Source organism: Skermania piniformis (assembly GCF_019285775.1).
Classification (GTDB): Bacteria; Actinomycetota; Actinomycetes; order Mycobacteriales; family Mycobacteriaceae; genus Skermania; species Skermania pinensis.
Genome location: NZ_CP079105.1, coordinates 1,842,045 through 1,865,901, shown reverse-complemented (window position 1 = coordinate 1,865,901; position 23,857 = coordinate 1,842,045). Strand labels below are relative to the sequence as shown.

24 protein-coding genes are annotated in these 23,857 nt (G+C 67.3%); 11 read left to right on the top strand and 13 right to left on the bottom strand.

Annotation, left to right across the window (positions count from 1 at the left end; all coding sequences use genetic code 11):
* Position 1: 1 nt before the first annotated feature.
* The 6 genes from KV203_RS08650 to KV203_RS08625 all read left to right on the top strand — a co-directional run bounded on the left by KV203_RS08650 (position 2) and on the right by KV203_RS08625 (position 8,305).
* A complete protein-coding gene (locus KV203_RS08650) occupies positions 2–826 on the top strand; it encodes a CbbQ/NirQ/NorQ/GpvN family protein (protein ID WP_066467990.1) in 825 nt (274 codons plus the stop codon).
* Positions 823–2,511 (top strand): nitric oxide reductase activation protein NorD, encoded by a 1,689-nt coding sequence (locus tag KV203_RS08645; protein ID WP_066467988.1) that lies wholly within the window; start codon positions 823–825, stop codon positions 2,509–2,511. Before KV203_RS08650 ends, KV203_RS08645 begins: the two co-directional genes overlap by 4 nt.
* A 27-nt stretch (positions 2,512–2,538) precedes the next feature.
* On the top strand, positions 2,539–3,924 hold the full coding sequence (locus KV203_RS08640; RefSeq protein ID WP_066467984.1) for an aldehyde dehydrogenase: 1,386 nt from the start codon (positions 2,539–2,541) through the stop codon (positions 3,922–3,924).
* 64 nt (positions 3,925–3,988) lie between these two features.
* On the top strand, positions 3,989–4,126 hold the full coding sequence (locus KV203_RS08635) for an LLM class flavin-dependent oxidoreductase (protein WP_246600762.1): 138 nt from the start codon (positions 3,989–3,991) through the stop codon (positions 4,124–4,126).
* A gap of 873 nt (positions 4,127–4,999) precedes the next feature.
* Entirely contained in the window at positions 5,000–6,838 is a 1,839-nt protein-coding gene (locus tag KV203_RS08630) for a hypothetical protein (RefSeq protein WP_157079705.1), read from the top strand.
* A 114-nt stretch (positions 6,839–6,952) separates the two neighbouring features.
* On the top strand, positions 6,953–8,305 hold the full coding sequence (locus KV203_RS08625; protein ID WP_066467969.1) for a TIGR01777 family oxidoreductase: 1,353 nt from the start codon (positions 6,953–6,955) through the stop codon (positions 8,303–8,305).
* 5 nt (positions 8,306–8,310) lie between these two features.
* On the opposite strand, the gene KV203_RS08620 is transcribed toward KV203_RS08625, so the two are convergent.
* The 6 genes from KV203_RS08620 to KV203_RS08595 form a co-directional block, all read right to left on the bottom strand.
* Positions 8,311–8,622 carry a hypothetical protein gene (locus KV203_RS08620; protein ID WP_066467967.1) on the bottom strand — a complete coding sequence of 104 codons (312 nt, stop codon included), beginning with the start codon at positions 8,620–8,622 and terminating at the stop codon, positions 8,311–8,313.
* A gap of 14 nt (positions 8,623–8,636) precedes the next feature.
* Positions 8,637–9,482, bottom strand: coding sequence for a TauD/TfdA dioxygenase family protein (locus KV203_RS08615; protein WP_066467961.1), 846 nt, complete (start codon positions 9,480–9,482; stop codon positions 8,637–8,639).
* Positions 9,483–9,497: 15 nt separating this feature from the next.
* Positions 9,498–9,830, bottom strand: a complete 333-nt coding sequence (locus KV203_RS08610; protein ID WP_066467959.1) for a hypothetical protein — start codon at positions 9,828–9,830, stop codon at positions 9,498–9,500.
* Entirely contained in the window at positions 9,827–11,083 is a 1,257-nt protein-coding gene (locus KV203_RS08605; protein ID WP_066467957.1) for an aromatic ring-hydroxylating oxygenase subunit alpha, read from the bottom strand. The genes KV203_RS08610 and KV203_RS08605 overlap by 4 nt, the downstream gene beginning before the upstream one ends.
* Before the next feature lie 63 nt (positions 11,084–11,146).
* Complete coding sequence (locus tag KV203_RS08600) at positions 11,147–11,890, bottom strand: SDR family NAD(P)-dependent oxidoreductase (RefSeq protein WP_066467955.1); 744 nt, start codon at positions 11,888–11,890, stop codon at positions 11,147–11,149.
* Between the two features lie 16 nt (positions 11,891–11,906).
* Positions 11,907–12,953 carry a ferredoxin--NADP reductase gene (locus KV203_RS08595; protein ID WP_066467953.1) on the bottom strand — a complete coding sequence of 349 codons (1,047 nt, stop codon included), beginning with the start codon at positions 12,951–12,953 and terminating at the stop codon, positions 11,907–11,909.
* Positions 12,954–13,308: 355 nt separating this feature from the next.
* On the opposite strand from KV203_RS08595, the gene KV203_RS08590 reads away from it, so the two are divergent.
* Together KV203_RS08590 and KV203_RS08585 are read left to right on the top strand one after the other, a co-directional pair.
* Complete coding sequence (locus KV203_RS08590) at positions 13,309–13,611, top strand: hypothetical protein (RefSeq protein ID WP_157079704.1); 303 nt, start codon at positions 13,309–13,311, stop codon at positions 13,609–13,611.
* 32 nt (positions 13,612–13,643) lie between these two features.
* Positions 13,644–14,084, top strand: coding sequence for a hypothetical protein (locus KV203_RS08585; RefSeq protein ID WP_066467949.1), 441 nt, complete (start codon positions 13,644–13,646; stop codon positions 14,082–14,084).
* 60 nt (positions 14,085–14,144) lie between these two features.
* Here KV203_RS08585 and KV203_RS08580 read toward each other — a convergent pair whose 3' ends face one another.
* Positions 14,145–15,326 (bottom strand): spirocyclase AveC family protein, encoded by a 1,182-nt coding sequence (locus tag KV203_RS08580; RefSeq protein WP_066467947.1) that lies wholly within the window; start codon positions 15,324–15,326, stop codon positions 14,145–14,147.
* Positions 15,327–15,420: 94 nt separating this feature from the next.
* Between KV203_RS08580 and KV203_RS08575 the strand changes: the two genes are divergently transcribed.
* Genes KV203_RS08575 through KV203_RS08565 form a run of 3 tightly spaced genes read left to right on the top strand, consistent with a single transcriptional unit; the run spans position 15,421 to position 18,079 of the window.
* On the top strand, positions 15,421–16,026 hold the full coding sequence (locus KV203_RS08575) for a TetR/AcrR family transcriptional regulator (RefSeq protein WP_066468261.1): 606 nt from the start codon (positions 15,421–15,423) through the stop codon (positions 16,024–16,026).
* 5 nt (positions 16,027–16,031) lie between these two features.
* Complete coding sequence (locus tag KV203_RS08570; protein WP_066467945.1) at positions 16,032–16,673, top strand: TetR/AcrR family transcriptional regulator; 642 nt, start codon at positions 16,032–16,034, stop codon at positions 16,671–16,673.
* A 38-nt stretch (positions 16,674–16,711) separates the two neighbouring features.
* Complete coding sequence (locus KV203_RS08565) at positions 16,712–18,079, top strand: dipeptidase (RefSeq protein ID WP_066467940.1); 1,368 nt, start codon at positions 16,712–16,714, stop codon at positions 18,077–18,079.
* Here KV203_RS08565 and KV203_RS08560 read toward each other — a convergent pair.
* The 6 genes from KV203_RS08560 to KV203_RS08535 all read right to left on the bottom strand — a co-directional run bounded on the left by KV203_RS08560 (position 18,045) and on the right by KV203_RS08535 (position 23,851).
* Positions 18,045–18,527: a MarR family winged helix-turn-helix transcriptional regulator gene (locus KV203_RS08560; protein WP_066468257.1), complete on the bottom strand. Its 483-nt coding sequence runs from the start codon at positions 18,525–18,527 to the stop codon at positions 18,045–18,047. The two genes, KV203_RS08565 and KV203_RS08560, sit on opposite strands and share 35 nt — an antisense overlap.
* A gap of 29 nt (positions 18,528–18,556) precedes the next feature.
* Positions 18,557–19,831 (bottom strand): metal-dependent hydrolase family protein, encoded by a 1,275-nt coding sequence (locus KV203_RS08555; RefSeq protein ID WP_066467938.1) that lies wholly within the window; start codon positions 19,829–19,831, stop codon positions 18,557–18,559.
* Positions 19,828–20,154 carry a hypothetical protein gene (locus KV203_RS08550; protein ID WP_066467936.1) on the bottom strand — a complete coding sequence of 109 codons (327 nt, stop codon included), beginning with the start codon at positions 20,152–20,154 and terminating at the stop codon, positions 19,828–19,830. The genes KV203_RS08555 and KV203_RS08550 overlap by 4 nt, the downstream gene beginning before the upstream one ends.
* 4 nt (positions 20,155–20,158) lie before the next feature.
* Positions 20,159–21,424: an aromatic ring-hydroxylating oxygenase subunit alpha gene (locus tag KV203_RS08545; protein ID WP_066468259.1), complete on the bottom strand. Its 1,266-nt coding sequence runs from the start codon at positions 21,422–21,424 to the stop codon at positions 20,159–20,161.
* A 76-nt stretch (positions 21,425–21,500) separates the two neighbouring features.
* Complete coding sequence (locus tag KV203_RS08540; RefSeq protein ID WP_066467934.1) at positions 21,501–22,661, bottom strand: thiolase C-terminal domain-containing protein; 1,161 nt, start codon at positions 22,659–22,661, stop codon at positions 21,501–21,503.
* On the bottom strand, positions 22,658–23,851 hold the full coding sequence (locus KV203_RS08535) for an OB-fold domain-containing protein (RefSeq protein ID WP_066467932.1): 1,194 nt from the start codon (positions 23,849–23,851) through the stop codon (positions 22,658–22,660). The genes KV203_RS08540 and KV203_RS08535 overlap by 4 nt, the downstream gene beginning before the upstream one ends.
* Between the last annotated feature and the right edge of the window lie 6 nt (positions 23,852–23,857).

The window sequence follows — 23,857 nt, the reverse complement described above, 5'->3', positions numbered from 1 at the left end:
CATGCTGATCGCGGATCGCTCGCCCGATGCTGCCGGCGCCTCGGTGCTCGACCCGTTCTACCGAGCGGCCGGCAACGAAGTCGAGGTGTTCACCGCGGCCGCCCGACGTGGCACTCCGGTGCTGCTCAAGGGGCCGACCGGCTGCGGCAAGACCCGCTTCGTCGAGACGATGGCGCATCGGCTCGGCCGAGAGCTGATCACCGTCGCCGGACACGAGGACATGACCTCGGCCGATCTGGTCGGTCGGTTCCTGCTCAAAGGGGGCGAGACGGTGTGGGTCGACGGCCCGTTGACCCGCGCCGTCCGTGCGGGAGCGATCTGCTACCTGGACGAGATCGTGGAAGCGCGCCAGGACACCACGGTGGTCATCCATCCGCTCGCCGATCATCGCCGGGAACTGCCGCTCGACCGGCTCGGCACGATCCTGCACGCGGCACCGGGATTCCAACTGGTGATCTCGTACAACCCCGGGTATCAGAGCATCCTGAAGAATCTGAAGGAGTCGACCCGGCAGCGCTTCGTGGCGATCACGCTGGATTTCCCGGGCGCGGACGCCGAAACCGAGATCGTCGCGCACGAAGCCGGGATCGACACCGCGACCGCCCGGTCGTTGGTCGGCCTCGGGCGGGCGATCCGGAATCTGGACGGGTCCCCACTGGGCGAGGTGTCCTCGACCCGGATGTTGATCCTGGCCGGCAGCCTGGTGGCCGCCGGACTCGACCTGCGGACCGCCGTGCAGTCGGCCGTCGTCGAGGTGCTCTCCGACGACGACGAGGTCGTGCGCGCGCTCGGCGAACTCGTCGACGCGGTACTGCCCCGGCGATGAACGCCGATCCGGACCGGTTCCGGCTGCTCGCCTCGGCGGTCGCCGGCCGGTCGGTCGCCGTCGCCGCCGCACCGCCGGGCGAGGCCGCGTATACGAACGGCCGGATCGTCTTCGTCTCGGCCGGCGCCTCCCCGGACCGGCAGCGCCGCGAAGTCCTGGTGCAGAGTGCGTTGATCGGCGCCGGCAGCCTCCGGGAACCGCTGGTACGCGGGCTACGAGCTCGTCGCGGTCTGGCCCGGCGCTATCTCGCCGTCGAGGGTCCGCGCGCGTTGGGCGTGCTCGCCGACCGGGTACCGATCATCGCGACCCTCGATCTCGACGTGGCGCCGGGCACCGATACCGCCGAAGCGTCGCTGGAGCTGGCCCGCGGCCGGGCTGCGGTGCCCGAACCGCCGGAGTGGTTCGGGGTCATCCGCCCTTCTCGCATCCTGTCGTCGGTCAAGGCCGCGGGCAAGGCCACGCAGCAGGATCTGCGGCTGGAGTTCGACCTGGTCGACCTGCCGGAGTCCGAGGACGAGGACGAAGCCGGCGACCGGATGGAGGACAGCAAGATTCTCAAGCTGTTCGAGAACCCGGTGCTGAACTCGCAGCTGATGTCGGACTTCCTGCGGAAGATCTTCGGCAACTCGCGTTCCCCCGGCGATACCGGTGCGGGCGGCGAACTGACGGTGCGCGCGGTGCGCCGAGTGGAGAAGGTCGGCGCGGACGCCCGGCCGATGGCGACGCCGATCCGGTTTACCGACACCGATCGGCCGGGCGCGACCGTCGGGGTCGGCGGCGCGCTCTATCCGGAGTGGGACCGGCATAACCAGCGGTACCGGCCGAACTGGTGTCGGGTGATCGACTTTCCCTCGACCGCGGCGGCCGACGTCTCCGCCGCGGCTGTCGAGCACGACGACGTGCTGCGCCGGCGGCTGTCCCGGGTCGGGCTCGGCCCGCGCCGGTTACGCGCCCGCTCCGACGGCACCGATCTGGACCTGGAGGCGCTGGTCGACCTGCACGTCGATCTCCGGTCCGGCTGGTCGCCGCCGGAGCACGTCTACATCGACCGGCGCAATCTGGAACGCAACCTCGGCGTGCTGATCCTGGTCGATGCCTCCGGTTCGGCCACCGACACCGATCCCGCGGGCCTGGCGGTGCACGACCATCAGCGCCGGGCCGCCGCCACCCTCGCGGTCACGTTGGAGGAGCTCGGGGACCGGGTCGCGGTCTACGCGTTCCGTTCGCAGGGCCGGCACGCCGTGCACCTGCCGGCGATCAAGAGCTTCGGGCAACGGTTCGGCGCCCTGCACCGAGCCCGACTCAATCAGCTGCAACCGTCCGGCTACACCCGGCTCGGCGCCGGAATCCGGGGTGCGGCAGCGATCCTCGCGGCCGAGGCCGGCACGCCGAACCGGCTGCTGCTGGTGCTGTCGGACGGCCACCCGTACGACGACGGGTACGAGGCCGGCTACGCCGAAGCGGATACCTGCAAGGCGCTGGAAGAGGTGCGCGCGGACGGGATCGCCACCCTGTGCCTGGCGATCAGCGCGACCACCCCGACCGACGCGCTGGAACGCACCTTCGGCGCCACCGGCCTGGCCCGCGCAACCGCCCTGGCGGACCTGAGCCCGCGGATGGACGAGCTGTTTCTGGCCGCGTTGCGTGAGCTGGCCGCGCCCCGGCCGACCCCGAGCCGTTCCTGAACCGACAAGAAAGCGAACATCGCACCGATGGAACTGATCTCGCCGCACACCGAGCAGCGACTGGACGAGGTCGCCGCCGCCGGCCCGGACGACGTCGACCAGGCAGTCGCTGCGGCGCGCGCCGCCGCGGACGCCGGGCCGTGGCCACGGATGTCCCCGGACGAACGGATCGCCGTGGTCCGGCGGCTCGCCGAACGCTACGGCGCCCGGCGGGCGGAACTCGCGGAGCTGATCACCGCCGAGATCGGCGCGCCGACCAGCTTCGCCCAACGCGCGCAGGTCGGCCTGCCGGCGATGATGATCTCGGCGTTCTGCGACCTCGCCGAACGCTTCGAGTGGCAGCAGACCCGCACCGGCTTCTTCGGCGCCGACGTCCTGGTGCGGCACGAGCCGGTCGGCGTGGTCGCCGCGGTGGTGCCGTGGAACATGCCGCAGTTCCTCACCGTCACCAAGCTGGTGCCGGCGTTGCTGGCCGGCTGCTCGGTGGTCGTCAAACCCGCCGCGGAGACGTCGTTGGACGCGCTGCTGCTGGGCGAGTTGCTCGACGAGATCGGGCTGCCGCCCGGGGTGGTCTCGATCCTGCCCGGCGACGCCGCGACCGGTGCGCAGTTGGTCGGCCACCCGGGTGTGGACAAGGTGTCGTTCACCGGCTCGACCGCGGTGGGCAAGGCGGTGGCCACCGCCTGCGCGCCGAACCTGACGAAGGTGAGCCTGGAACTGGGCGGCAAGTCGGCCGCGATCGTGCTCGACGACGCCGCCCCGGAAGCTGTTGCGGCCGCGGTGCGCTCGGCGAGTCTGTCCAACAGCGGGCAGATCTGCAACGCGCTGACCCGGGTGCTGGTGCCCGAAGCCCGCGAGGCCGAGTTCGTCGACGCGCTCGCTGCCGAGCTGGCCGGCATCGTCGTCGGCGACCCGACCGATCCGGCAACCCAGATGGGCCCCTTGGTGAGTCGCCGCCAACAACAACGGGTGCTCGACTACATCCGCACCGGTCAGGACGAGGGGGCCCGGCTGGTCACCGGCGGCACCGACCTGCCGGCCGGCGTCGACCGTGGCTGGTTCGTCCGGCCCACCCTGTTCGCCGGGGCGAGCAACGCGATGCGGATCGCCCGCGAGGAAATCTTCGGCCCGGTGCTGACCGTGATCAGCTACCGCACCGAGGACGAGGCGGTGGCGCTGGCCGCAGACTCCGACTACGGCCTCGCCGGCTCGGTATTCACCGCCGACACCGACCGGGGCCTAGCCGTCGCCGAACGAGTGAAAACCGGAACCTTCGGCGTCAACCAGGGCTACACCATGGACCCGATCGCTCCCTTCGGCGGAGTCAAGTGCAGCGGCTACGGCCGGGAACTGGGCCCGGAGGGGCTAGCCGGCTATCTGGAGACCAAGTCGATCGCGGTGGCAAAGGCGTAGCGATGCGTTGACGGCGATGGCCCTGGCGACCGAACGTGTTCGCCTCGGCACGCTTGTCACCTCAGTGCCTCGACGTCACGTCGCCAAGCTGGCCCGGGAGGTGAGCGCGCTCGATCGGCTCTCCGGCGGACGCGTGATCTTCGGCGCCGGATACGCTGCGCCGACCGTGCTCGACGGCCACTGTGGAGCGGCGAACCCGTGACACACAGCGGGCCGCCCTATCGCATCGCCACCGAGGGATTCGCCACGCTAGGCCGAACGATTCAACGGCGGCAGGCCGGCCAGCGCGCGACGCATCACCCCGCCAAATCAGTTCAGTCGCAGCACCTTCCTCAGCAGCAAGCTGGATGTCGATCCACTGTCGCAGCAGTGTCGATTTATCGATCCCGCGCGCTGCCGCGAACGCCGCAACCCGCTGATGTTGGTCGCGGCGCATCCGAAACGACGTCGTCACCCAGATCTGCTGGTCGGCAGGCTCGAGCCGTTCTTCGTCTGGAGGTGGTTCTCCGGTTGCAACCAGATCGGTAGCTCCTGTCAACTCGCCGGCACGGACCACCTCCCCCGTCCCGACCATCGAGATGACGAACAACCGCTACCACCGGCGTCCCGGCAACCGTCCGACCTGCGATCCGCAGAACCCGAGTTCCTGCCGGAGTCACCATCGGGACCAGCCATCGCCGCCGATCGGCGACCAGCATCTGCATCACCTCACCCGGTTCAACACCGACCAAATGATCGAGTGCATACCACCACCAGGAATAGGCCACGCTATCGCTAATCCGGGCGCATTACTGCTGCGGCGCAGGACGTGGCTGCTCAAATCGATGCGCAACACGGCACCGCTCGTCGGGTGAGGCCTGGCCGTCGCCGGACGAGTCAAGACCGGCACGTTCAGCGTCAAACAGGGCTACACCGTGAGCGCGGAAGGGCTCGCTGGAGATGCGCCTGCTCGCCGCACTCGATCTGTAGAACCCCGTCGGACAGCCGGGCCGGCTGTCCCCCATCCGGCCGACTACTCAGCCCGATACGCAGCTGGCACCATTGATCAGGACCGGGCTCAGGCAGCAGGATTCGGATGAGTGCCATGTGGAGAAGAGTGTCAGCTGCTGCGATTCTGGTCGTGGCCGTGGCGTGCAGCGGGTGCAGCACTCCCCCGAAATGGGAGGAACAGCCGATCGGTGCGACTGCGGATGTGGCCATCGCCGGCGATACGGAGTCGACAGCACGAATCAGCGATGCCTGGTCCGCGCTGTTCCCCGCCGGGACGGTTCCGCCGGACGGAGCAAACCTCGCGGTGACCCGCGTCGACCAGGACTCGATTCCCGACGGAACCGGATACGGCGCAGCAAATCTCGAGCTCAGCACCGGCCAACCGCTCGGCCCGATCACCATGCGGTTGCAGCTCGACGAACCGCTGGCGGACGGATCGGTCGTGTATCTGCTGGACGACACCGCGGACCTGCCCACCACACCCGACCTCGACCGCGAACCAACGGCTGCGACCCTGCATCGCGCCGAGATCTCTCCGGACCGACGCACCGCCACCGCGCCGATCGACCACCTGAGCGGCAAGCAATGGTGGGAGATCGGCGTCGACAATGCCGCGCATTTCATCACCTCGCTCGCCGGCCAACGGACCGCCCCGCCCACCTGCGAAGCGCAGCCCCCACCGGCCTGGGTGGACGACGTCGTCTTCCTGGACGAGCAGAACGCCCCGCTGCTGGTCTGCATCGGGGCGGACCCGAACGATTCCGACATCGCCGTGGTGAAGATCAGGAACAATCGCGGCGGCGCCATGGTCGTCACCGCCCCGGTGACTCCGGCCTGGGCGTCGATCAATCTGGCTGGCACCCCAAGCATCTCGCAGGTTTTCGTCGACCTCCTCACTCAGTGGACCGAGTCGCTCGGCGTTCCGGCAGTTGAACAGTCGCGGGCATGGGTACTCCCGCCGGGCGGTGGGGTGGATATCGGATTGACCCTCGACAGCCTCGCCGGGTCCGGAGGGATTGCCCCGATCACTGCCGACTTCAACACCTCGTCGGCGGTCTACGGAATGGTCTGGAAAGCGCTCCTCGATATCGTCGACAATCCCGAACTCGTCGCATTGGTGGCGGTTGGCACGGCCGCGGTGTGCATCCAGAACTCGCCGCGCGAGGCCGCCGGCGCCGGCAGCGCGCTGGCACTGTCCGAAGCCATCGCTGGACTGGCCAAGTGCATCGTGGAGGCCGGCCCGAAGATCGTCGATGCTGTTCGGAAGCGGGTCTCCCCCAAGGTCTGGCAGCGCCTCGCAGGCCAGGGCCAGCTACGCAAACTCGTCAATGCGGCCAAAACCAAGCTGCTTCCGCTGGTGGCCCTCGGCGAGCCGTCGATCGGGGTCACCGACCTGGTGATGACGCTGCAGCTGGACCGCGGCGCGTTCGAGATCACGATGTTCTATACCAAGCCCAGAGCCGTGGTGACCGACCACAGCTTCGGTCCATTGCACCTCGGGATGACCGTGGACGAAGCCGCTGCGGCACTTACCGGCCCGGTCGATCGTCGCGACTACTACTCGAAGTGCCTGATTCCCACCGGCACCGTGGACCAACGCTCGGTACAAGCCTTCGTCGACAAGACCACCGGAACGGTCACCGGGATCGACACCTTCGTGTACCGACCGGACTCGCCGACTCCCGCCGGTCCACGCACCGACCGCGGCGTCGGTCCCGGATCCACCGTCGCCGAGATCCGCGCCGCGTACTCCAGCGATCATTCGATCCGCGAAGGAATGATCGGCGGACAGGGCTCCCCAGCGGTGATCGTGCACTCGAACGCCACGAACGACGCCGGCCGCTACATCGCCTTCTCCATCGACGACGACGGCCGGTCGTGGCCACCGAGCGTCGGCCGCGCCTACGCGACCGAAGGCTGCTGAGCCGGACCGTTCCCGGACCCGATTCCCGTCCGCGTATCGGCGGTCCCATCATTCGATGCGAAACCGATGCAGCATGTGCCATGCTGGAACCGTGCAGCCAAGGGACTTCCGGCCATGAGCATCACCTACCGCAGCGACCTGCCATTCCCCCGCACGGAGGTGTTCGACTGGCACGCCCGCCCGGGCGCGATCTTGCGGCTGATCCCGCCGTGGCAGCCGATGCGGGTCCGGGAAGAATCCGGCTCGCTACGCGACGGTCGTGCGGTGCTCACCCTGCCGCTCGGCCTCCGGTGGACGGCCGCGCACGACCCGGCAGAGTTCGACCCGCCGCACCGGTTCGTCGACGAGGTGGACGGGATCTGGCCCGTCCTACCGTCGAGCGCGCCCCTGCCCTGGCGGCACACGCACACCTTCGAGGAGCTGCCGGACGGTGGCACCAGGGTGATCGACCGGGTGGATGCGCCGCTCCCCGCCGCCGCGCTGCGGCCCACGTTCGTCTACCGGCATCGCCAGCTCACCGACGACCTTGCCGCGCACGCCACCGCCACCGCGGCCGGTTTCACCAACCGGACGATCGCGGTCACCGGGTCGTCCGGGCTGGTCGGCTCGGCGCTGACTGCGCTGCTGACCACCGGTGGGCACCGGGTGATCCGGCTGGTCCGCGGGCAGGCGCAGGATCCGGACGAACGCCGTTGGGACACCGAAGATCCCGCGCCCGACCTGCTCGATGGGGTCGACGCGGTCGTACATCTCGCCGGCGAAAGCATCTCGGGCCGGTTCACCGAGGCGCACAAGCAGGCCATTCGGGACAGCCGGATCGCCCCGACCCAGCGGCTGGCCGAGGTAGCCGCCGCCACCGTGAACGGACCGACGGTCTTCGTCAGCGCCTCTGCGATCGGCTATTACGGGGCGGACCGGGGTGCGGAGACGCTGACCGAGCAGAGTTCCCGCGGCAACGATTTCCTCGCCGACGTGGTGGCGGATTGGGAGGCCGCCACCCAACCCGCCGCCGATGCCGGAATCCGGTGCGTGCAAGTACGAACCGGGATCGTGCAGTCGCCGCGTGGCGGAACGTTGCAGTTGCTGCGGCCGCTGTTTGCTGCGGGGTTGGGGGGCCGGCTGGGCTCCGGGAAGCAATGGCTGTCCTGGATCGGCATCGACGATCTGATCGAGATCTATCTGCGCGCACTCTACGACGGCGAGTTGACCGGACCGGTCAATGCGGTTGCGCCGGAACCGGTCCGCAACAGCGAATACACCGCTGCGCTGGCCGGAACCCTGCACCGGCCGGCGATCCTGCCGGTTCCGTCGTTCGGCCCGCGGCTCCTGCTCGGCGATCAGGGCGCAACCGAACTCGCCTACGCCGACCAGCGCGTGCTGCCCGCCGCACTGGACGCGGTCGGCCACCGGTTCCGGTTCACCCAGATCCGCCCCGCCCTGGCCCATCTCCTCGGCAGGACCGGCTGATCGGCTCAGCCGGTGACTTCGCCGATCAGCGACAGGTACCGCATCACCGGCGGCGGGTCGAGCTGAATCCCCACCGGTCGCGACATCTTCCCGCTGGCATAGGCGGCCTTGAAGTTCGCCTGCGCGGTGGGGATGTCGGTGTCGATCTCGTACATCGTGACGAACGTGTCGCCGTCGGTCTGCCACCGGCGCGCCGAGGTGAAACCGTCGATGGTGAGAATCTCGGCCAAATGGACCTCGTCGTGCCAGCGGTGGTATTCCTCGACCTGCTCGGGGCCGGCCGGTTGGCTTTCCACGAACAGCAGCGACTTGGTCATCGGATCTCCTCGGTTCATCGGATCGGCTCGTCGCCGAGAACGGTGGTACGCAACATTTCCCGCGCGGAGTTCGGCTCATACGGCGCGGCGCGATGCGATACGCCCTGATTGTCCCAGATCACGGTGTCCCCCACGGCCCATTTGTGCCGGTACACCTTGTCCGCCATGGTGGCATGAGCGAGTAACTGCGCCAACAACTCCCGACCCTGATCGAGATCGAGCCCGACCACGTGGTCGGCCGACGCACCGAGCACCAGCGACTTCCGGCCGTTGCGATGGGTCCACACCAGCGGGTGTTCGCTGGTCGGCCGGGATCGCCAGCGGGCCAGCTGTTCGGCCGTGGGATCCGGGTACACCCGACTCTGCGAGGCCTCCAGCGAATGCACCACGCGCAGCGAGTCGTACCACTGCTTCTCGTCTGCGTCGAGCGTGTCGTAGGCGGCGTAGGCATTGGCGAACTCGGTCTCCCCACCCCGGGCCGCAACCTGGATCGCCGACAGCACCGTCGCTTTCTGCGGGCATTCGCCGGCCAAGGGGGTGCAGCCGTCGATATGCCAGTCGAAGGTCGCCTTGAGGTACTCGGCCGCCTTGTTCTTGTTCTTGTCCAACGTGATCGGGTAGATCCCCGACACCGGATGGTGTCCGTCGGACGACCGGTCGACCTCGCCGAGGCGGGCGCAGAATGCCACCTGCGCCGCCGGGCTCAGGTGTAGATCATGGAACACCAACACGCCGTTGTCCTCCAGCGCGTCGAGCACGGCGGTAGCCAACCCGTCGTCGGTGCCGAGCCGTTCGGGATCGATACCGGAGACCTCGGCACCCACCGATGCGGTCAGCTTGGTGATGGTCAGCAGACTCACAACGACTCCTTACCGCTACGGGCGCGGCTCAGCGACCCGGATCATCACCGCGTCCGCGCTGTCCACCGGGGCCGGTTGATGCATGATCTCCACCGACATCGACACCATCACCAGCGAATAGATCAGGTGCAACAGGTTCAGTGCATCGTCGGGTACCTCGTCGAGCGGAAACTTGTCGCAATAGTCGATGGCCTCTTCCAGCCGGGGGAAGAACGCGTCGTAGAACTCGTTCATCTGCGGCAGCGTGCTGGCCAGCCGCTGATTCCAGCGCTCGGTTTCGGTGGCCAGACACCATGTCCCCGCGAACGGCTCCAGCTCGGCGAAGGCGCTGGGCAGTCGCGTGGTCATCGTCGGACCCCTACCGGTGCCTGTTCCCGTCGATAGTCCGCGACCCAGTCGACGACCTCCTTGTGCAGGTGCCGGACCAGCACTTCCTGATCGTTGATCGGGTAGTCGTCGAGCACATCGTATTCCAGCGCGGCCTGGGTGCCGCCGAGCATGCCGGCGTCCTGCAGTGCAAACTCCTTGAGCACCACCGCAGCCACCTCGTGTTCGATCCGCTCCCGCACCGTGCGCGCGGGATGGAAATAGGTGTAGGCCTCGAACCGGTGCGTGTTGTGCGAGGTCGGCCAGTACCGGTAGAGCAGGTACCAGCCGCCGTAGATCAGGATCTCCAGATTGGGGAAGATCTGGAAGTTGCTGATCCCCCACTTCTCGATCCCGCCGGGGTTCAGCCCGGCCGGCAACTCGCCGATGTCGGGGGTGTGCCAGGGACCGACGAGCCCGCTGCGAGTCGCGCGCTCGATCGGATACATGTATTCGGCAGGGAGCAACCAGCGCCGGGTGCCGGCCGTCGACACCACCCGGTGCGGACCGTCGAGTTGGAAATGCGCACAAGTGAATCCGGCGTCCGGTACCCGAACCGCGGGCGGCACCTGTTGGGTGTGCAGCGACGGCACGTGGTAATACTCCTGGAAGGCGTCGGCGAAGATCTTCCAGTTGCTGTTGTTGTGCGCGATCCAGTCGTAGCGCTCGGTCAGCTTGTCGAACGGGTAGTCGTCGAGGCCGGTGATCATCGGGCCGAGGAACTCACGCAAGCTCTGCCGCGGTTCGGTATCGAGGTTGACGAAGACGAAACCGGCCCAGACATCGCAATGCACCGGTGCCAGGCCGTAGTCGGCGAAGCGGAGATCGACGAACCGTTCCGGGTTCGGCACGTGGAGCAGTCGACCGTCCAGGCCGTAACGCCAGCCGCAGTGCGTGCAGTCGATGTCGGTGCGCGGCGCGCCGGAGTCGTCCGCGCGGACCAACCGGGTACCGCGATGCCGGCACAGATTGTGGAACGCCCGGATCTGCTGATCCTCGCCGCGGATCAGTAACAGCGCCGAATTGGTTACTTCGAGATCGCAAGTGGCGACGCTGCCGACCTCGGGCAGGTCCTCCACCCGGCAGAGATTCAGCCAAGCACGCCGGAAGACCGCATCCCGCTCCAGCTCGTAGAATTGCGGGGAGATGGAGTCGCGGAAGGAGATCGGACCGGTACCCAGTTCCGGGTAGTGCTCGGTCCACGATCCCTCGGCCGGTTTGGGCCACTGCACCATGGGAACCTCCTATTGCAGTGCGGATGACTATGCGGTGCGGAGACGATGTGTGGGGACGGGCGCCTACATCACGGCGCCACCGTTGACCCCGAGCGTCTGACCGGTGATGTAGCCGGCATCGTCGGAGCAGAGAAACGCCACCGCACAGGCGATATCGGCGCCGGTGCCGAGCCGGCCGATCGGGATCGCCGCGGCGATCTCCTCGTTCGACCGCAGGTGTCCAGCGGCCTGGCCCTGATGCTGCATCGGGGTCTCGATACCGGATGGCGGAATGTTGTTGACGGTGATCCCGCGGTCCGCATACTCGCGAGCCAGCGACTTGGTCAGTGTCATCAACGCACCCTTGGAGGCGGCGTAATGGGCGGCGAACGGCGAACCACGTTGCGCACTAGAGGAAGTGATCAGCACGATCCGGCCCCAACCGGCAGCCACCATGTCCGGCAACGCTGCCTGGCAGCAGAGGAAGGTTCCGGTCAGGTTGACGTCCAACATCCGCTGCCAGGCTTCGGCGGTGATCTCCTCGAACGGCGAGAATCCGAACATGCCGGCGCTGGTGACCAGGATGTCCACCGGGCCGAGCTCGCACCGGACCTTGGCGAACGCGTCCTGCACCGCGGCCCGATCGGACACGTCGGCGGCGGCCGCAGTCGCGGTGATCCCGGTCGACCGAAGATCGTCGGTGACCCGTTGCGCTGATTCGGCATTCACATCCACCACAGCGACTCGGTGCCCGCGTCGACCGAGCTCATGACAGGTCGACTCGCCCATCCCGGAACCACCACCGGTGACCACGGCAACCCTGCTCATGTGTGTACCTCGGCTCTCATTCGTAGACCACCCGGACGGTGCGGCTGGTCGGCAGCGACTGACAGGTCACCACCCAGCCCTCGGCCACCTCGTCCTCGTCCAGTGCGTCGTTGTTCAACATGCGCGCGCTGCCCTCGTCTATTCGGGCCATACACGTTCCGCAAGAACCGACTTCACACGACGACGGCGCGCGCAGTCCGGTCGAGCGGGCGCATTGCAGCAACGTGGTGCCGGGCCGGTAGGCGGTGGTGATCGTCTTCCGCCCGAGCTGGATCGTCACCTCTTCGCAGACAGCCGATTCCGCGATCGCGGAGATCGGTCCAGGTTCCACCGAGAAGCGCTCGAGGTGGACCCGCGCGCCCGGCACGCCGGCAGTCTGCAACACCGACTCGGCCGCATCCATGAACGGCGCGGGCCCGCAGATGTAGTACTCCGCCGCCGAACCGTTCGTGAAGTCACGAATCTGCTCAGGAGTCACGACCCCGGACTGATCATCAAGGTGATGGTGCGCGGTGAACCGATCCGGCCAGGCTGCCGCGAGCTCGGCCAAAGCAGCACGGAAGATGATCGAATCAGCGTTCCGGTTCGCATAGAACAGTCGAGCACGCCGATCGGTAGTCACCAGCACCGTATGGATCAACGAGAGCACCGGGGTGATGCCACTGCCGCCGGCGAACGCCACCAGCTCGTCCGCGGTCTCGGTCAACGTGAACCGCCCGTCCGGCGCCGCCACGTCCAGCCGATCACCGGCCCGTGCATGATCGTTCAGCCAGTTCGAAACGACGCCATCCCGGTCCCGCTTGACGGTGACCCGCAGGCTGTCTCCCGCCGCCGGCGAGGACGACATCGAATAGCAGCGCCGGTGTTCTTGCCCGTCGATCGTCACCCGGAGGGTGACGTACTGTCCTGCTTCGTAACGGAATCCAGCCGCGTTCAGCAATTCCAGTGACACCGCGTCACCGGTCTCCCGAATCACCCGCTCGACCACCAACGACGCGAAGCCGTCCGCGTCCGGGACGGCTGGGGCCGCCTCGTCGAGCAGAACTCGGGGCGCGGGGTTCACACCATCCAATGTATCTAGTACTTGGCATTAGTATCAAGTACTAGATACTGCGCTTTGCTGCGGCTACGGAAGCAACGTGAAGGCACCGATATGACCGGGACGCCCGACCGAGAAGTGACGGGCGGTCGACGTGGAGTATCACGACCACCCGCTACTCGCCCGGCGTGTGTGCGCGCTTCGAGACAACCTGACCGGGCCTACGTCGAACTCGCTGCGCACTGACCAGCTCGGTAGGCAACCCGGCCAAGTCCGCATAGACGTCGGACGGCTGGTGGAACCGACCGATCCTCGGCACATCCAATAGGTATGCGGTCGGAAATTCCTCCACCGCAATTGAACTGCGCCGGGGGACGCAGTGGACATCGAAAGAATTGTGGTCGCCGGTGTAGTCGTCGCCGCGCTGACCGCACCAGGACTCGCACCGGTCGTCTCGATGGCGACACCGGGTGACGCAACCTGCCATGCTGAAGCAAACAATCCCCACGAGTCCAAGGGTTCGCCCGGCTGGATCGTCGGCAAGGGCGGAATCTTCTGCACCGCCGCGATCGACTCGGTGGAGGTGTTCGCCCAGCTCGAGCGGAAAATCAACGGGGAATGGATCGTGGTCGGCGTACCGGGCCGCAACGGCAAGCTGGCTGGCAGTATTCGCAATCGGTGATCAATCCCTGTGGCTGAGCGAGGAGCACAACGGTGAGCGAACAGGGCAACTGGGACGATTTCGTCGTCGGCTTGTGCGATCTAACGATGAAGTACAACGCCAAGACTTACTTGTACGAGGGCGTAGTGGTCATGTCGGCCCGCAGGGCTCTACCTGATGGCCGGTCTCGGGGAAGTGTCCGGGTCACCCGCTTCGACGACGAGGCCGCCAGGATCGAGACCGGTTGGTGTTTCGACACAGTAGTCGACTATGTCTCGGAGGACCGCAAGCGACCGGTGCCGGCGCTCGGACTCGTTGAAGCGATCTGCTCCGGCAACGCCGAAGAACATTGCCTGATCGACAGCAGCGGCGCCTGGGTCGGAGTCGTCCGAGACGCATGGTTGCCGGACGGCCACCGCTGGGAATCCGGCAGCTTGGACAGCTCCGAACGACGCGCGACTCGACGGTTTCCCAGCTGGATCGACCCGACCTGACTTCGCAGCGATCGGCTGATCGGGTCGGTCCTTCCGAGCTGTCGGATCGTCCCGCTATCGTCAGTTGCCCTGCTCCACCGGCACGATCGACGGCAACACCACCCCGTCCGGCAACACCAGCCGCCCGTCCTTGTCGATGTAGCCGGAGTTCGTCAGCGGCATCGGTAGCGCCGGATCGGGGCACGGCCGGTCGGTACCGTCGCCGCAGATACCCATCAGGAAGTACGACCGCTTCAGCAGGTCTTCCGGCCAGGGGTCGGCGTGCATCGCGAACCACTGTGCCGGCAGGTTGTACATCACGAAGAAGAACGCGCTGCACGCGGCGAAGATCGCCAGGAACCGGGTGAACTGCTGGCGAACGAACCCGCCGCGAACGCTGTCGAGGCCGCGCTCGACGAAGGTGCGGCCGCGGTCGTCGGTGAAGTACCGCAGCGCGCACAGGCCGGCCTGCACTCCGCCCCACATCAGACCCTCGTACACCGGCCATTGGTAGTAGGTTCCGGCATTGATCGACAACGACTGGATCGCGCCGGGGTAGGTGAACAGCCCCATCGGCATCAGGAACAGGCCCTCGATCACCAGGTCGAAGAAGAACGCCCACACGATCAACACGCCGATCAGGCCGAGGTTGCTGATGTTCGGGAACCGCTGCTTGGTCTTGCGCATCACCCAGCAGCCGAGAATCGTGCACAGCAGCACCCCGAACGAATAACCCGGCGCATTCATCAGAATCGGCTCGGCCATCATCGCGCCGGGCTTGCCGTAGGACACCCAACCCGGCACGTCCTGGACCCACGAACCCCGATTCCACATCCAGGTGTTGTAGGTGCTCCAGGTGTTGAAGTAGTTCAGCAGCGGGTCCTGGAAGAACAACAGGCCGCAGGCGACCAGCAGCATGCCGTCGAGCGTGATCCGCCGCTCCCGCCGCCACGGCCGGACGATGAAGTAGTACAGGCTGATCGGCAGGCCGACGATGATCACAATCGTCCAGGTGACCAAGACCGCTTTCATGTACGTCGGCGGATCTGTGGGGCCGGGTGGCACCCGTTCGAAGTTGGGCCCGGTGATCCACCGGATCCAGACGTAGAGCTGGAAGGCCAGGATCACCCCGCCGACGGTCGCCCAGATCTTCACCGCTCGGGCGGTGGGCGGCCGGTCGGCGGGTAGCGCGGCGCTGCCGAGCTTCTCCGCGACATAGGGCTTCGGGCGGGACAACTCCGCCTTCGGCGACAGCTCGGTCATGACAGTCCCCTTCGGCTGCAAAACTGCACTCAGAATACTCACCAGTATCTGCATGACGGAAGTGTTTATTTCTTCCCGTGGCACGATGGCCGACATGCCCGAGCGTTGGACGCGGGAGCGACGGCTATCGCACACCCGCTCGTTACTGCTGGATGCGGCCGAGCAGGTGTTCGCCGAAAAGGGCTTCACCCCGGCGACTCTGGACGACATCGCGGACACCGCCGGCTATACCAAGGGCGCCATCTACGCGCACTTCGAGACCAAGGAGGATCTCTTCCTCGAGGTCTGCGACCGGCACTGGCGCCGCTACTTCGAGACCTTCGTCGACGTCCTCGCCGACACCGCGCGGGTCGGTCAGGCCGAACTCGACGAGGTCGCCCGGCGGTGGCGAGAGCTGAGCGTCGAGCGCGGTCCGGGGCAAGCGGCGCTGGGGCTGGAGTTCCTGCTGTATCTGGCCCGCAATCCGGACGTGCGCGACCGCGTCGCCGCGCAACGGGCCGCTGCGGTGGCCGATCTCGGCAGCTTTGTGACCGAAGGCATCGAACGGCTCGGCGGCGCCTTGTCGATCCCCTCGACGACCTTCGCGCAGATCCTGATCGCCACCAGCGATTCCGTCGCCCTGAGTAGCGCACTCGACGAGATCGATCTCTACCGACCGGTCCTGGCGATGTACCTGTCGGCCTTCGAGCGACCAAAATAGCCAGGGTGACCGAACGATGGACCCGACAGCGACGGGTCGAACACACCCGCGGCCTGCTGCTGGACGCAGCCGAGACCGTCTTCGCCGGTGCCGGCTTCGGCGGCGCCGCGCTGGAAGATATCGCCGACGCCGCCGGCTATACCCGCGGTGCGATCTACGCCCACTTCGGTAGCAAGGAAGATCTGTTCCTGGCGGTGATCGATCGCCACCTGGAACGCTTCATGGCCGGCTTTGCCGAGGTGATCGAATCCTTCGACGGGCTCGACACACTGGATGTCGACAAGCTGGCCGACCGCTGGCGCGAACTGACCCGAGCCGGGCCGGAGCGTGCCGCGCTCGGCTACGAGTTTTCCCTCTTCCTGCTCCGTAACCCCGATGCCCGGGACCGGCTGGCCGAGCGCCGCGAGCAGATGGTGGCCTCCTTCACGACCTTCATCGACACCTACGTCGAACAGCTCGGCGGCGCCCTCGCCATCCCGGCCGACACGCTTGCGCGCATCCTGGTCGCGACCAACGAGGGCATCACGATCGCCGGGGGGATCGACGGTATCGATCTCTATCCCGCGTTCGTGCACCTGGTCACGGCGAATATTGTTGCAGTACAAAACGATAAGTCTGCCGATTGGCAAACCTTGCCCGGTCGCTGATCGCCGGTCAGACTTGTGCCGTAGACAGGGGGCCCTCGATGACGTCCACCGAAGCCGCACTCCGAACCGCGGTCGCCGAGCTGATGCCGCGCGCCAAGCGCGACCTGACCGAGCTCGTCGCGCTGAAATCGATCGCCGACGGCTCCCAGCCGGACGACTGCTCGAAGGCTGCCGAATGGCTCGTCCAGGCCTTCACCGACGCCGGGCTACGCGACGTCCGGCGATCGACGACATCGGATGGCAGCGATGCCGTGCACGGCGTCGCTCCCGGACCCGAGGGCGCTCCGACGGTCCTGCTCTACTGCCATTACGACGTGCAACCGCCACTCGGTGCGGCGGAGTGGAAAACCCCGATCTGGACGCTTACCGAGGGAGCAGACGGCCGCTGGTACGGGCGCGGCGCGGCCGACTGCAAGGGCAACGTGGTCATGCACCTGACCGCGCTACGGGCACTCGCGAAGGTCTGCGGCGAGTTCCCGCTGACTGTCAAGCTGATCGCCGAGGGCTCGGAGGAACAGGGCACCGGTGGGCTCGAACACTTCGTCCCACCGAACGCGGACCTGCTGCGCGCCGACGCGATATGCGTGGTCGACACCGGGAACTCGGCGCTCGGGGTGCCGACCCTGACAACGTCGCTGCGCGGCATGGTGAGCGTGGACATCAAGCTCGAAGCGCTCGAAAGCGCGCTGCACTCCGGAACATTCGGCGGTCCTGCGCCGGATCCGGTCGCCGGGTTGATCGCGGTACTGGCCACGCTGCACGACGCGGACGGGGACACGACCGTCGCCGGGCTCGACAACAGCGGATCGTGGCACGGCGACGACTACGCCACAGATCACTTCCGCGCCGACGCAAAGGTGCTCGACGGTGTCGATCTGATCGGAACCGGTTCGGTCGCCGACCGGGTGTGGGCCCGATACGCCGCCACCGTCGTCGGCATGGATCTTCCGTCGGTGGCGGAATCGGTGTCGGCGATTCAGGCCTCGGCGACCGCGCGGGTCTCGCTCCGGCTCCCTCCCGGGGAAAGCGGAATCGCCGCCCAGGACGCGCTCGCAGCGCATCTGGCCGCGCAGGTTCCGTGGGGCCTACGGTGCGAGGTGACCCGAGTCGCGGTCGGTGATCCGTTCACCGGCTCACTGGCCGGGCCGGCATTCGACGCGCTGCAGGCCGCGCTCGAAAAGTCCTATGGCGTTCCGATGGCGACATCGGGGCAGGGTGGGTCGATTCCGCTCTGCAACGTACTTCAGCAGACCTTCCCGGACGCCGAAATCATGTTGTACGGCGTCGAAGAGCCGAGCTGTCTGATCCACGCACCGAACGAGAGCGTCGCGCCCGCCGAGATCGCGCACATCGCGCTCGCCGAGGCCCTTTTCATGGTCGACTACGCGGAGTGCCGTCGCCGCTGACCTGAATCCGGCCGGTGACCACGTCGTGCCCGGTCCCCTGCTCGACGACCCGCACCAACAAGCCACGCAGTTGCTCGCGCTCCGGCGGCGTCAGCACGCCGAACACCCGGTCGTGTGCGGCGACGGCATCACCGACCACGGCCGCCGAGATCGCGCGGCCTTCGTCGGTGAGGAAAACCTGCAGGATGCGGCCGTGCCGGGGATCCGGCTTGCGCTCGATCAGGCCACGCTTCTCCAGCGCGGTGAGCGCGAGTTGCACCCCCTGTGGGGTGATCAGCAGCCGCCGCGCCAGCTCGGCGCCGGACAGCCCCGGTTCCTGGGTGAGGTGACGCAGCACGCCGACCTGGGCGGTGCTCACCCCATGCTGCTTCACCGCGTCGTTCACGGTGGTCAGCGAGAAATAGAAGGCCTGTTTGAGCAACCAGAGGATGTTGTCGGTGAGTTCGATCGCCTCCTCCCCCACCGACCTGCCTCCGCTCACAACTCCCGACGGTCGACGACGACCTGTCCGTCTTTCATCACGAACCGTACGTCGAGCGTGCCGGTGATGTCGCGCGCGGGGTCACCCGGGACCGCGACGATGTCGGCCAGGTAGCCCGGCGCCAGCCGACCCAGCCGATCCGCTACGTCCACCAACTCCGCGGCGGTGACCGTGGCCGCCTGAAGCGCCTGCATCGGCGTCATCCCCCGATCGACCAGTGCGACCAGCTCCATCGCATTCTTGCCGTGCGGGATCGCCGGCGCATCGGTGCCGCAGGCGATCCGCACCCCGGTCGCAACAGCCCGCGGCAGCATCGCCTTCGCCTGCGGAAATACCACCTCCGCCTTCGCCCGCAGCTCCGGCGCGATCCGGTCGATCGCCATCGCGTCGGTCAGATAGGTGGTCGATACCAGGAAGGTGCCGTGATCCGCCATCATCTGCAAGGTTTCGTCACTGGCCAGGAAGCCGTGCTCGATGCAGTCGATGCCGGCTCGGATACAGCCACGGATCGCCGAGTCCCCGATCGCATGCGCCGCCACCCGCACCCCCGCCCGATGCGCCTCGTCCGCGATCGCCGCCAACTCCGCATCGGAGTATTGCTGCGCGCCGGGCGCGGTGCTGTGCGACATCACCCCACCCGACGCCGACACCTTGATCAGCTTCGCGCCGTGTCGAATCTGGTACCGCACACACGCGATCACGTCCGGCACCCCGTTGGCGATGCCCTCGGCGATCGACAACGGCATGATGCCCGGCGCGAGCCGCTGAAACACCGTCGGATCGAGATGCCCGCCGTACGGTGTCACCGCGTGCCCGGCCGGCTGAATCCGCGGACCGGGGAACCAACCCTGGTCGATCGCGCGCTGCAGCGCCACGTCGAGCAGATAGCCACCGGTCTTCACCATCAGACCGAGGTTGCGCACCGTGGTGAAGCCGGCTTCCAGCGTGGTCCGAGCGTTCACCGCGCCGCGCAACGTCCGGTATGCCGGGTCGTCCTGCACCCCGTGCATCGGCGTCGGCAATCCCTCGGGACTGCCCGGCCCGCCGATCAGCAGGTTCAGCTCCATATCCATCAGCCCGGGCAGCAACGTCACGTCGCCCAGATCGATCTCGACCGCAGATCCGGGCGACGGCGCCTCGGCACCGATCGCGGCGATCCGGTTGCCCTCGATCACCAGCACCGCCGGTGTGTGGATCGTGCCGGTCGCCACGTCGGCCCAGCGCGCCGCACGCAGCACCGTCCGAGGCGCTGCGCCGGGCGTCGCGGTCACGGCACCGGCTCGGCGACGCAATCCAGACTGGTGGCGCCGGAGTCGGGCACCCGGGGCTGGCTCCAGCACTCCACCGGGAACGACACCGTCACCATCGAGTAGAGCAGGTGCATCAGATTCAGCACATCGTCGGGCAGATCGTCGAGGCTGAATTTGTCGCAGTAACTGATCGCATCCTCGGCCCGTGGGGTGATCACGTCGTAGAACGCCTGGATCTCGTCCATCGTGCTACCGAGCCGTTTGCGATAGCGCTGCGCTTCGGTCGGCAGGCACCAGTCGGCGAACGGCTCCAGATCCGCGAACTCGGTAGGAAACATCGGCATGGCGTCACACTCCGGCGGTCGTGCGCTGATAATCGTCGATCCAGGCAGCGGTCTCGTGATGTAGGTGGCGGATCAGGATCTCCTGGTCGCACAACAAGAACTCCTCGACCGCCCGGGATTCGAGGCTGGACTGGGTGGCCTCCAAGGTGTTCGCATCCTGCAGACCGAACTCCTTGAACGTGGCTGCGGCCAGCTCCTGCCCGATACGTTCGCGTGGGGTCCGCGGCTGGGGGAAGTACAGCGTGGACTCGAACGTGTGGGTGTTGAACGAAGTCGGCCAGTAGTGATACGTCAGATACCAGCCCTGGCCCCAGAACAGCATCACGAAGTTGGGGAAGAGCTGGAACGAGTCCAGCCCCCACGGGTCACACTTGGCCGGGTTCAGGCCGGGCGGCATCTCGCCCAGATCCGGCTTGGCCCATGGCCCGAACAGTCCGCTCTGACAGATGTCTTCGATCGGCTTACGCATCTCGTCGGGCATCTCCCAGGCTCGCACTCCGGAGGTGCTCACCAACCGGTGCGGACCGTCGATCCGGTAGTGCGGCGCTTCGAAGCCGGCCTCGGCCGCCGCCTTGGAGTAGGCGGTCGGCGACTGGTTCGCATGCAACACCGGTGCGTGATAGAACTCCTGGAAGGCGTCCATATAGAGCTTCCAGTTCGCCTTCACCTCCGACCGGTAGGTGAACCGGGACGTCATCTTGTCGAACGGATAACCGGCCAGGTCGGTGATCATCGGACCGAGGAATTCGGTCAGCGACTGTTCGGGTTCGACGGCGAAGTTGACGAAGATGAAGCCTTCCCAGATGTCGCAGTGCACCGGGAGCAGGCCGTAGCGATCCTTGTCCAGATCGAAGAACTCACCCTCCTGCTGGACGAAGGTCAGCCGCCCGTCCAGGTCGTACCGCCACGCGTGGTATTTGCAGGTGAATTGTCGGCACACTCCGCTGGTCTCCTCCAGCGGCATGTCGTTCCACACCAGCTTGTTGCCCCGGTGCCGACACACATTGTGATACGCCTTCACCGCACCGCTGGTGGTGCGGCAGACGATGATCGAGGTGCCGGCGGCAACCACTTCCTTGGTGAAGTAGCTACCTTTGCGGGGCAACTGCTCCACCCGACCGACGTTCAGCCAGGCACGTTTGAAGATCGCCTTGCGCTCCAGCTCGTAGATCTCCGGATCGATCGAGTCCTCGTAGGAGACCGGGGCGGTACCCAGCTCCGGGTAGTGCTCGGTCCAACTGCCTTCGGCCGGCTTGGGAAAACGCGCCATGACCATCCTCCGCAACAGATTCGACTGTCGTCTCGACGGTATCGCCGCCGAAGCATAATGACAAGTAGTTGATAACTTAGCCGCTCGGACCTTCCAGAATCGTCACCGCCGCGACCGCCGCCGGGCCGCCCAGGTTGTGCGCCAGGCCGATTCGCGCTCCGTCGACCTGGTTGACCGCGCTTTCGCGCAGCTGCTGGAAGAGCTCGACGCACTGCGCGATCCCGGTCGCGCCGGGCGGGTGTCCCTTGCACTTGAGTCCGCCGCTGGGATTCACCGGGAGCGCGCCACCGACCGTCGTCACCCCCGCCTCCAGCAACTTGTGCCCCTCGAACCGGTCGGCGAAACCGAGGTCCTCGTAGCTCATCAACTCGATCCCGGTGAAGTAGTCGTGCACTTCGGCGACATGCACGTCGCGCGGGCCCAAGCCGGCCATCGCGAAGGCCCGCCGGGCCGCCCGCAACGTCGCCGGAAAGGACGTCAGATCCGTCCGGTGCTGATGCATCACGGTGTCCAGCCCGAGCCCCACCCCGCGAACCCACACCGGCGCATCGGTGTACCGGTCCGCGACGTCCTCGGCCACCAGCAACAGCGCGGCCGCGCCGTCGGTCTGCGGCACGCAGTCGTACACCCCGAACGGGTCGGCCACCATCGGCGCGGCCAGCGCCTGCTCCGCGGTGATCTCGAACCGCAGTCGCGCCTTGGGATTCGAGACCCCGTGTCGGTGGTTCTTCACCGCCACCAGCGCCAGGTGCTCCCGCGTCGCTGCCGACTCGTGCAGATAGCGGTTGGCATGCAGGGCAAAGCCGGCCGCGGCGAACACCCCGAGTGGGTAGTCCCACACGCGGTCCCGGGTCAGCGATTCCCACTCGCGCAATGCATCCTGCTGCCCGGTCTCCCGAAGCTTGTCGGCGCCGATCACCAGGGCTACGTCGACCGCGCCCGAACCGATCGCGTACATCGCATTGCGCACCGCGTCGTTGCCGGTGGCACAAGAATTCTCGATATGGGTGACCGGTAGGTCCGGAGTTCCGAGGGCATCGGCGAGCAGTCCCGCCGGGAGTCCGTCGGCCTTGCGCACCATGCCGAACCAGGCCGCATCGAGATCGGACAGCTGCACGCCCTTGTCCACCGACGCGGCACATTCGGCGACGGCCATCGGCAGCAGATCATCGATGCCCAAGGCGAAATGCTCTGCGAACGAGGTCATTCCCGCGCCGACCAGCGCTACCCGCCTCATGCCGACCGCCGGACCGCGACGCTGTCCAGATCGGGCTCGAAAGCGTAACCGTAATCGGGCACGCCGGAGCGCACCGCCACCCGACGCAACACCATCCGCCCCCGCACACCGATCCCGGCGGTACCGGCGTCCGCACCGGTCACCGTAGCCAGGACGCGCACCCCGACGTCGTCGAGTTGCACGAGAACCAACGAGTACGGGCAACGGATGCCCGGCACCGGCATGCGAACGGTCGTCTCGGCGTACACCACGCCGGTGCGTGGCAACGGCACCAACTCGTAGTCGGCCGCCAACGCCCCGTCCGGTGCCAGCCGGTACCGCGGCGGAAAGTCGAGTTCGTCACGGCCCGCGTGCTTGCCGGCCACCCAGCGAACCTTGGCCTCGAACGCCCGCTCGTAGGCAGCAAGCGAGATCGGCAACTCCGAACCCGGCACGAACGTTCCGGCAGACGGCGGGTGCGGCAACGGCTCGATCCGGCGCACCGCTACCGAACCGGGCGCCACGGTCACTCCGGACAGGCTCGCCTGCTCCGCGCCGACCAACAAGCCGGACCTATCCCATTCGAGCATCGCCGCCAACGCGAACCCGGCCGACGAGGCACCCAGTGTCGGCAACTGCGGCGCACCGGGCCGGCACAATGCAGCGACCTGAGCCTGGTCGACCCCGGCCACCGCAACGGGCGTGTCCAGCCAGGCCGCCGACAGCGATGCCACCAATCCCCGTTCCCGCAGCAGCCTGGGATCGCCGTAGTCGTGCACACCGGTAGCGTTGCGAGTCCGCACCGGCAGGCTACGGGACACCCGAGCCGTCGTATGCAGATGCGCCCCACCCTGATCGGAGATCCACGCGGCAGCCGCGCCGGCAGGTGCCAGGTCGACGCCGATCACCAGACTGCGTGGCCGGGCCGAGCTCAACGCATCCAGCATCGCGGGCGCCCCGCCGAGCCGCTCGATCACCTCCAGCTCGGGATCGAGACCGAGACCGGCCAACAGCACCGCGGCATTGCTGCTCTCGACCTGCGGGAGATCTCGGCTGACCAGGACCACCCGTTCGACCGGCTCGCCGGCGGTCAACGCGGCGCGACCCGCCTCTATTGCCAGGGTGACCGCATCTTCGTCGTCCCCGGCGATCCGTTCGTTGCGGTCCCCCCAACACGGCAGGTAGGTGCCCAACGACGCGATGTGCGGCATCTCGAC

Bases quoted from the DNA above. Each gene is read 5' to 3' on its own strand.
- KV203_RS08650 (WP_066467990.1), top strand. From the start codon at position 2: ATGCTGATCGCGGATCGCTCGCCCGATGCTGCCGGCGCCTCGGTGCTC.
- KV203_RS08600 (WP_066467955.1), bottom strand. From the start codon at position 11,890: ATGAGCAGGGTTGCCGTGGTCACCGGTGGTGGTTCCGGGATGGGCGAG.
- KV203_RS08550 (WP_066467936.1), bottom strand. From the start codon at position 20,154: ATGCCGATGTTTCCTACCGAGTTCGCGGATCTGGAGCCGTTCGCCGAC.
- KV203_RS08535 (WP_066467932.1), bottom strand. From the start codon at position 23,851: ATGCCGCACATCGCGTCGTTGGGCACCTACCTGCCGTGTTGGGGGGAC.
- KV203_RS08565 (WP_066467940.1), top strand. From the start codon at position 16,712: ATGACGTCCACCGAAGCCGCACTCCGAACCGCGGTCGCCGAGCTGATG.
- KV203_RS08645 (WP_066467988.1), top strand. From the start codon at position 823: ATGAACGCCGATCCGGACCGGTTCCGGCTGCTCGCCTCGGCGGTCGCC.
- KV203_RS08605 (WP_066467957.1), bottom strand. From the start codon at position 11,083: ATGGTGCAGTGGCCCAAACCGGCCGAGGGATCGTGGACCGAGCACTAC.
- KV203_RS08640 (WP_066467984.1), top strand. From the start codon at position 2,539: ATGGAACTGATCTCGCCGCACACCGAGCAGCGACTGGACGAGGTCGCC.
- KV203_RS08620 (WP_066467967.1), bottom strand. From the start codon at position 8,622: ATGACCAAGTCGCTGCTGTTCGTGGAAAGCCAACCGGCCGGCCCCGAG.
- KV203_RS08540 (WP_066467934.1), bottom strand. From the start codon at position 22,661: ATGAGGCGGGTAGCGCTGGTCGGCGCGGGAATGACCTCGTTCGCAGAG.
- KV203_RS08610 (WP_066467959.1), bottom strand. From the start codon at position 9,830: ATGACCACGCGACTGCCCAGCGCCTTCGCCGAGCTGGAGCCGTTCGCG.
- KV203_RS08545 (WP_066468259.1), bottom strand. From the start codon at position 21,424: ATGGCGCGTTTTCCCAAGCCGGCCGAAGGCAGTTGGACCGAGCACTAC.
- KV203_RS08630 (WP_157079705.1), top strand. From the start codon at position 5,000: ATGAGTGCCATGTGGAGAAGAGTGTCAGCTGCTGCGATTCTGGTCGTG.
- KV203_RS08580 (WP_066467947.1), bottom strand. From the start codon at position 15,326: ATGACCGAGCTGTCGCCGAAGGCGGAGTTGTCCCGCCCGAAGCCCTAT.
- KV203_RS08625 (WP_066467969.1), top strand. From the start codon at position 6,953: ATGAGCATCACCTACCGCAGCGACCTGCCATTCCCCCGCACGGAGGTG.
- KV203_RS08575 (WP_066468261.1), top strand. From the start codon at position 15,421: ATGCCCGAGCGTTGGACGCGGGAGCGACGGCTATCGCACACCCGCTCG.